The 7,544-nt window shown below is 72.6% G+C and carries 7 protein-coding genes; 5 read left to right on the top strand and 2 right to left on the bottom strand.

Translation table 11 applies throughout. The features are described from left to right. Window positions 1–2: 2 nt before the first annotated feature. Entirely contained in the window at window positions 3–1,679 is a 1,677-nt protein-coding gene (locus N790_RS02985) for a primosomal protein N' (RefSeq protein WP_043800538.1), read from the top strand. On the opposite strand, the gene N790_RS02990 is transcribed toward N790_RS02985, so the two are convergent. Next, on the bottom strand, window positions 1,673–3,379 hold the full coding sequence (locus tag N790_RS02990; RefSeq protein ID WP_156969905.1) for a histidine kinase: 1,707 nt from the start codon (window positions 3,377–3,379) through the stop codon (window positions 1,673–1,675). The genes N790_RS02985 and N790_RS02990 overlap by 7 nt on opposite strands. 84 nt (window positions 3,380–3,463) lie before the next feature. Between N790_RS02990 and N790_RS02995 the strand changes: the two genes are divergently transcribed. Further along, a complete protein-coding gene (locus N790_RS02995) occupies window positions 3,464–4,084 on the top strand; it encodes a response regulator transcription factor (RefSeq protein ID WP_043800542.1) in 621 nt (206 codons plus the stop codon). 60 nt (window positions 4,085–4,144) lie between these two features. On the opposite strand, the gene rpoH is transcribed toward N790_RS02995, so the two are convergent. Further along, a complete protein-coding gene (gene rpoH / locus N790_RS03000; RefSeq protein WP_043800545.1) occupies window positions 4,145–5,020 on the bottom strand; it encodes an RNA polymerase sigma factor RpoH in 876 nt (291 codons plus the stop codon). 197 nt (window positions 5,021–5,217) lie between these two features. Between rpoH and N790_RS03005 the strand changes: the two genes are divergently transcribed. From N790_RS03005 to N790_RS03015, 3 genes are all read left to right on the top strand, one after another. After that, a complete protein-coding gene (locus N790_RS03005) occupies window positions 5,218–5,883 on the top strand; it encodes a response regulator transcription factor (RefSeq protein ID WP_043800547.1) in 666 nt (221 codons plus the stop codon). Beyond that, a complete protein-coding gene (locus N790_RS03010) occupies window positions 5,870–7,282 on the top strand; it encodes a sensor histidine kinase (RefSeq protein ID WP_052385648.1) in 1,413 nt (470 codons plus the stop codon). Before N790_RS03005 ends, N790_RS03010 begins: the two co-directional genes overlap by 14 nt. A gap of 56 nt (window positions 7,283–7,338) precedes the next feature. Beyond that, a partial coding sequence (locus N790_RS03015) for a hypothetical protein (RefSeq protein ID WP_043800550.1) occupies window positions 7,339–7,544 on the top strand: 206 nt, incomplete at its 3' end.

Raw genomic sequence — 7,544 nt, forward strand, 5'->3', positions numbered from 1 at the left:
CCATGCGCCGCCTGGCCGAGCGCGGCCTGGCCGAACGCGTGGAGCTCGATGGCCCGGGCGACGCGCCCGCGCCGGCCGCGCCGCCGGTGCTGATGCCGGGCCAGGCCGAGGCCCTGGCGGTCCTGCGCGAGGGCAGCGGCTTCCGCCCCATCCTGCTCGAAGGCGTCACCGGCAGCGGCAAGACCGAGGTCTACCTGCAGGCCATCGCCGACTGCCTGGCCGCCGGCCGCCAGGCCCTGGTGCTGGTGCCCGAGATCGGCCTGACGCCGCAGACCCTGGCTCGCTTCCGGGCCCGGCTCGGCGTGCCCGTGGCCGCCTTCCACTCCGGCCTGGCCGACGGCGAGCGCGCCCGCGCCTGGGCCGCCATGGCCAGCGGCCACGCGCGCGTGCTGGTGGGCACGCGCTCGGCGGTGTTCTGCCCGCTGCGCGAAGCCGGCCTGCTGGTGGTGGACGAGGAGCACGACGGTTCGTACAAGCAGCAGGACGGCATCCGCTACCACGCCCGCGACCTGGCCCTGGTGCGCGCCAGCAAGCTCGGCGTGCCGGTGCTGCTGGGCAGCGCCACGCCCTCGCTGGAATCGCTGCACAACGCCCTTTCCGGCCGCTACCGCCACCTGCGGCTGGCGCAGCGCGCGGGGGGCGCGCGGCCGCCGTCGGTGCGCGTGGTGGACGTGCGCAAGCGGCCGCTGCGCGACGGCCTCTCGGAAGCACTGCTGGAGGCCGTGGGCGCCTGCCTGGCGCGCGGCGAGCAGGCGCTGGTGTTCAAGAACCGCCGCGGCTACGCGCCGGTGCTGATCTGCCACGACTGCGGCTGGAGCGCGCACTGCAAGCGCTGCGACGCCGCCATGACCGTGCACGCCGGCGGCCGCCGCCTCATCTGCCACCACTGCGGCGCCCGCGCCACGCCGCCCAACGCCTGCCCCGACTGCGCCAGCCTGGCGCTGCAGCCGCAAGGCGCCGGCACCGAGCGCCTGGAAAAGGCGCTGGCCGAACGTTTCCCCGCGGCGCGCCTGGTGCGCGTGGACCGCGAGACCACCCGCCGCCGCAACGCGCTCGAGGAACACCTGGCCACGCTGGGCGACGAGCCGGGCATCCTGGTCGGCACGCAGATCCTGGCCAAGGGCCACGACCTGCCGCGGCTCACCCTGGTGGCAGTCGTGGGCGTGGACGAAGGCCTGTTCAGCGCCGACTTCCGCGCCGGTGAAAAGCTGGCGCAGCTGCTGATCCAGGTCGCCGGCCGCGCCGGCCGCGCCGCGCTGCCGGGCGAGGTGCTGCTGCAGACGCATCACCCGGACCACCCGCTGCTGGGCACGCTGCTCAATGGCGGCTACCCGGCGGTGGCGGCGCTGCAGCTGGCCGAACGCGAGGCGGCCGGTTTCCCGCCCTTCACCCACCTGGCCATGCTGCGCGCCGAGGCCGGCACCGAAGCCGAGGTGCAGGGTTTCCTCCAGGAGGCGCGCGCGGCGCTGGACGGGCGCGAGGGAGTGTCGGTGAACGGCCCCATGCCGGCGCCCATGGCCCGGCGCGCCGGCATGGCGCGCGGCCAGCTGCTGCTGGAAGCGGCCCAGCGCGGCCCGCTGCATGCGGCGCTCAACGCGGCGCTGCCGGCATTGCACGCGCTGCGTTCGGCGCGTCGGGTGCGCTGGTCGCTGGACGTGGACCCGACCGACCTCTACTGAGCCGGCAAGTCCTGGCGCACCAGCAGGTGCAGCCGCAGGCCCGGCGACAACTGCCGCAGGTGCAGCGCGCCGTTGAGCGCCAGCACGCGGTCGCGCATGCCGGTGAGGCCGTTGCCGGGGCTGAGCCCCTCGACCCGGCCATTGCCGTCGTCGCGGATGTCCAGGAACACCCACAGCGCGCCGTTGCGCCGGTTGATGCGGATGCGCAGCGAGCAGCGGGTGGCGCCGGCATGGCGCACGATGTTGGTCATCGATTCCTGCGCCATGCGGTAGATGGCGGTGGAATGCGTGGCGTCGAGCGCCGAGAGCAGGCGCGCGTCGCCCTCGAGTCGCACTTCCAGGCTCAGGCCGGCATCGTCCACCAGCCGGCGGATGCTGCCGCGGTCGAGCTCGCCGAACAGGCCCAGCTGCTCCAGGCCCGCCGGGCGCAGGTCGCCCAGCACGCGGCTGATGTTGCGCTGCATGGTGCGCGTCAGCTCCAGCAGCAGGTCGGCCATGCCCGGCCGGCCGGATCCGGAAAGGTGCGGCGCCGCCAGCTTGAGGTGGGTTTGCAGCGCGGCGAGGTTCTGGCCGAACTCGTCGTGCAGTTCGCGCGCCAGCCGGCGGCGCTCGCTTTCCTCGAGCTGCAGGTTGCGCAGCGCCGCCTCCTGCAGCTCCGCCAGCAGGCGGTTCTCGCGCCGCCGGGCGTGCAGCAGGTCGGCCGCCTGCCGTCGGTAGTCGTCCACCGAGCCGCCGAAGAGCAGCATCATCGTGCCGGTCACCACCAGGTAGGTCTGCAGCAGGATCGGCGTAAGCATCGGCAGGGCCAGGTAGACCTCCAGCGCGATCGCGGCGGTGAGCATCTGCATCGACACCACCGCGCCGCGCCAGCCATGCCACATGGTGAAGGCGGCGATCACCGCCACCAGCAGCCGCCGCAGCAGTTCGGCGAACTCGGAGGTCGGGAACTGGATGCTCAGCGCCACGAACAGCGCCATCGCAGGCGCCATCAGCAGCAGCGCCCAGCCCACCACGCGCGAGGACGGCGACGCCGGCCTCGGCGCGAACAGCCACAGCACCAGCGGCGTCAGCATCAGGATGCCGATCATGTTGCCCAGCACGTGGGTGGTGGCGAATTCGCCCAGCAGTGGCCACATGCCCTGCCCGCGGATCGGAAGCGCGTCCACCACCATGGCCAGCCTCACGTCGGCGACGATGCCTTCGTTGAGCACATAGGCCAGGTCCTTCAGCGTCACCGCCAGCGACGACACCAGGGCCGCCAGGTGCACCTTGCCCTCCACGCGCATGCCGACGCGCATGCCGGGCTGCACGTGCCAGGCCCGCAGCAGGAGCGCGCCGGACATCACCAGGAAGGGTTCGGGCAGGTTGCCCAGCACGAACTGAAGCGGATCGGCCCAGTAGCCCAGGAACCCGCCGTGGTAGCCGCTGCGCTCGCCGATGACGACGCCCATGGCGATGCGCGAAGCGATGGTGCCGCCGGCCAGCCAGGGCCACCAGCGGATCGGCAGGCACCAGGCCAGCACGAACAGCACGCCGGTGGCCAGGTTCCAGTGGTAGCGCTGCACGAAGGACAGCGGCATCAGCAGCGCCGCCGTCGCGACCGCCAGCCCGGCGCCCAGCGCCAGGAAACGCGCACGGCTGGTGGCGCGGGCGGCCAGCCAGCGCGCGGGCCAGCCGTCGATTTGCCCAAGGGTCGCCATGGTCGGCAAGCTTAGCGGCCCCATCCCGCCATCGCTGGGAAATTTTCTCTGCGGCTACCCCCCGGCGTTTGCGAGACTTCGCGCATGCACCGCATCCTGCTGATCGACGACCATGCCATCGTCCGCGAGGGCTTCCGTCGCCTGCTCGAGGAGGCCGACGGCTTCGAGGTGGTGGCCGAGGCCGGCACGCCCACCGAAGCCCTGGCCGCCGCGCGCCGGCATTCGCCCGACCTGGCCCTGGTGGACCTGAGCCTGGGCACCGAGAGCAGCGGCCTGGTGCTGCTGATGCAACTGCACGAAACGTTCCCGAAGATGCGCTGCGTGGTGCTGAGCATGCACGACGACCCCGGCCTGGTGGTGCGCGCGCTCGAGCGTGGGGCGCAGGGCTATTTCAGCAAGGCCGTGGCGGCCGAGGAGCTGCTGGGCGGCCTGCGCCGCGTGCTGGCGGGCGAACGCGTGCTCAGCTCCGACCTCTCCCCCACCTCGTCCACGCCGCCGGCCAGCACGCTCACCGCGCGCGAGCGGGAAACCCTGCGCGGCCTGCTCTCGAACCTGCCGCCGAAGGTGGTCGCCGCGGCGCTCGGCATCAGCGACAAGACGCTGTACCGGCACCGCGCCAACCTGATGGAAAAGCTCGGCGCCCGGCACCCGGGCGAACTGGCGCACATCGCCCGCGAGCGCGGCCTGCTGGTCGACCCGGACTGACCCCGGAAACAACGACGGCCCCTTGCGGGGCCGTCGGTTCTTGCCGTGCGCTGGCGGCGGTCAGGCCGCGAACAGCGCCCGCATCTTCTTGAGCGCGTTGGCCTCGATCTGGCGGATGCGCTCGGCGGAGACGCCGTACTCGTCGGCCAGTTCCTGCAGCGTGGCCTTGGGCTCGCCCAGGAAACGGCGCTTGAGGATGTCGCGCGAACGCTGGTCGAGGTCGGCCAGGCCTTCGCGCAGCAGGTCGAGCTGGTCTTCCTCGTGCGAGGCGCGCTCGTAGGCCAGGGCCGGGTCGTCGCCGGCGTCGCGCAGGTAGGCCACCGGCGACGGCGGGGCATCGTCGTCGGAATCGTCCGGCGCGTCGAAGCCGATGTCGCGGCCGCTCAGGCGCGACTCCATCTCCAGCACCTCGCGCTCGGAGACGTTGAGGTCCTTGGCCACCGCGCGCACTTCCTCGGCGTTCATCCAGCCCAGGCGCTTCTTCGACTTGCGCAGGTTGAAGAACAGCTTGCGCTGCGCCTTGGTGGTGGCCACCTTGACGATGCGCCAGTTGCGCAGGATGAACTCGTGCATCTCCGCCCGCACCCAGTGCACGGCGAAGCTGACCAGGCGCACGCCCTGGTCGGGGTCGAAGCGCTTCACCGCCTTCATCAGGCCGATGTTGCCTTCCTGGATCAGGTCGCCCATGCCCAGGCCGTAGCCCTGGTAGCCGCGGGCCACGTGCACCACGAAGCGCAGGTGCGACATGACCAGGGCCTTGGCGGCGTCCAGGTCTTCCTCGTCGCGGTAGCGGCGGGCCAGGGCCTGCTCGTCCTCGACGGTCAGCACCGGCACGCGGTTGACCGCGGCGATGTAGGCGTCCAGGGAACCCAGCGCGCTGGGAACCGGCAGGTTGTTGGCGATCAAAGCCGTGGTGGTCATTCGATCCTCGCTCATGGATTCAGTTTAGCACCCGGGTCATTCGAGTGCTAAATAGGCCGAAAGTTCCCTGTCTGTTCCATAAACAGAACAGCCGCTCCCCGGGCCGTCTGCCTGTTCTGGGGGTGGCCCGGCCGTGTTCAAGGGCCGGGGTGGACTTAAGCGTGGCGAAAGCCTGGCCCCTACACTGGAAGGATGGCCAACCCCGCCTTGCCATGAAAGTCCTGGTCGTCGAGGACTCCGAGCGCCTCCGCGAGGCCCTGCGCACCGGCCTGGCCGCGGCCGGGCTGGCCGTGGACGTGGCCGGCGACGGCCGCGCGGCCCTGCCCTTCCTCGACGCCGGGGACTACGACGTGATCGTGCTGGACCTGATGATGCCCCACCTCGACGGCCGCAGCCTGCTGGCCGAGATCCGGCGCCGGCGCCTGGCCGCCCGCGTACTCGTGCTCTCGGCCCTGGACGCCGTGGGCGAGCGCGTGGGCGCCCTGGACGCCGGTGCCGACGACTACCTCGTCAAACCCTTTTCCTTCGACGAGCTGCGGGCGCGGGTGCTGGCCATGGCGCGCCGCCATCCCGGCCAGCCGGCACCGGTGCTGCAGCACCTCGGCCTCGAGATCGACACCGCCCGGCGGACCGCCTCGGGGCCGATGGGCGCGCTGGGCCTGACACCCAAGGAATACGCCCTGCTCGAGGAACTGGTCCGGCATCCGGGCCGGGTCTATAGCCGGACGCAGCTGTTCGAGCGCCTGTACGCCAGCGACAGCGAGGCCTCGGACAAGGTGATCGAGGTCCTGATGAGCACCCTGCGCACCAAACTCGCGCGCGGCGGCCTGGCAGACCTGATCGAAACGCGGCGGGGCTTCGGCTATGTGGCGCGCTAGGCCGGGCTCGCTGCGCCAGCGCATCGGGCTCGGGGTGGCCGGCGCGCTGGTGCTGGCCCTGGGCGGGCTGTTCGTGTCGCTCGACGCCATGGTGGACGGCGAGATCTACCGACGCTTCGACGACAGCCTGAGCTCGCGCGCGAACGCCATCGCCGCCTACCTGGGCGCACGGGTGGACCGCGCGCAGCCGATCGAACGCTGGATGCCGGAGTTTCGCGAAGAAGGCCACCGCGACTTCTTCCAGGCCTGGGACGCGCAGGGCCGCGTGGTGGCGCGCTCCGCCTCGGCGCAGTCGGCTGACCTCGACCGCCCGGCCGGCCTGGGGCCCGACGGCTTCCTCCACTACGACCTGCCCCTGCCGGACGGCCATCGCGGCCGGGCCGTGGCGCGGCGTTATGCGCTCGGCGCCGACGACCCGCGCCGCCACCTGCTGCTGGTCGTGGCCGAGGAGCGGGAGCAGATCGACGCGCTCGAACAACGCCTGCACCTGCTGACCGGTGGCACCGTCACGCTCGCGCTGGCGCTGGCGATCCTGCTGGCCTGGCGCGGCACCAGCCTGGGCCTGCGCCCGCTCGACCAGCTGGCCGACCGCATCGCCGCCGTGCGGCTTACCGACCCCGGGGCTGCGATCGCCGATGACTCCCTGCCGAGCGAGTTGCAGCCGCTGGCGCGGCGTTTCGACGAAGTAATCGGCACCCTGCTGCGCAACCTGGCGCGTGAACGCCGCTTCGCGCAGGACCTGGCGCATGAACTGCGCACCCCGGTCGCCGAATTGCGCGCGATCACCGAAACCAGCCTGGTGGTCCAGGACCCCGCGCAGCAGCGCCGTTCGCTCGAGGAGCTCGCGCGGCTCGGCGGCGAGATGGAGCAGACCGTCGAGGCCCTGTTGAGCCTGGCTCGCCACGAAGCTGGGCTGGTGCAGCCGGAAGTCGAGCCGGTGGAACTGGCCGCGACCCTGGCCACCGCCTGCCGCCGCCTCGAAGCCCTGCGCGAGCGCCGTGGCATCGCCTGTGCGATGGCCCTGCCCGCCGAACACTGGGTCAACGCCGATGCCTCGATGAGCGCCCGCCTGGTCGCCATCCTGCTTGGCAATGCCTTCGAGTACGCGCCCGAAGGCAGCGCGGTTCGGGTGACCCTCCAGCCCCGGCCGGGCGCACTGTGGATCGAGAACGAAGCCCCGGAGCTGGCCGACGCCGACCTCGAACACCTCGGCACGCGCTTCTTCCGCGGCGGCCGCGCCGCCACCGGGATCGGCGGCGTCCCGCACGCCGGCCTCGGACTGGCGCTGGCGCACGCGCTGGCGCAGGCGCAGGGGCTTCGACTGGAGTTCTCGCTGGCATCGGGGTGGCTCCGGGCCACCGTATCGGGCTGGAAGGCGCTGGAAAACGGCGCGGCTTAAGCGGCACCAAAGCTTGTCGCGGGATCGTGGGGTGAAACGACCCCGGAGACCCGCCCGTGCCCCGCCTCCCGACCCTGCTGCCCCTCGCCCTGGCCCTCGCCCTCGCGGCGGGCCCGGCGGCCTCCACCCCGCTGCCGATCACCCCTGCCCAGGCCGAGGCCATGGGCCTGGCCTTCGCGCGCGCCGAGCCGGCCGACTGGATCCCGGTGGCGACGATCCCCGCGCAGGCCGACCTGGCGCCCGGCGCCCGCGCCATCCTGCC

The organism is Arenimonas malthae CC-JY-1 (assembly GCF_000747075.1).
Classification (GTDB): domain Bacteria; phylum Pseudomonadota; class Gammaproteobacteria; order Xanthomonadales; family Xanthomonadaceae; genus Arenimonas; species Arenimonas malthae.

What these genes read in the sequence shown, in the direction of transcription:
- N790_RS02985 (WP_043800538.1), top strand. Translation starts at nt 3, where the DNA reads ATGCGCCGCCTGGCCGAGCGCGGCCTGGCCGAACGCGTGGAGCTCGAT.
- N790_RS02990 (WP_156969905.1), bottom strand. Translation starts at nt 3,379, where the DNA reads ATGGCGACCCTTGGGCAAATCGACGGCTGGCCCGCGCGCTGGCTGGCC.
- N790_RS02995 (WP_043800542.1), top strand. Translation starts at nt 3,464, where the DNA reads ATGCACCGCATCCTGCTGATCGACGACCATGCCATCGTCCGCGAGGGC.
- rpoH (WP_043800545.1), bottom strand. Translation starts at nt 5,020, where the DNA reads ATGAGCGAGGATCGAATGACCACCACGGCTTTGATCGCCAACAACCTG.
- N790_RS03005 (WP_043800547.1), top strand. Translation starts at nt 5,218, where the DNA reads ATGAAAGTCCTGGTCGTCGAGGACTCCGAGCGCCTCCGCGAGGCCCTG.
- N790_RS03010 (WP_052385648.1), top strand. Translation starts at nt 5,870, where the DNA reads ATGTGGCGCGCTAGGCCGGGCTCGCTGCGCCAGCGCATCGGGCTCGGG.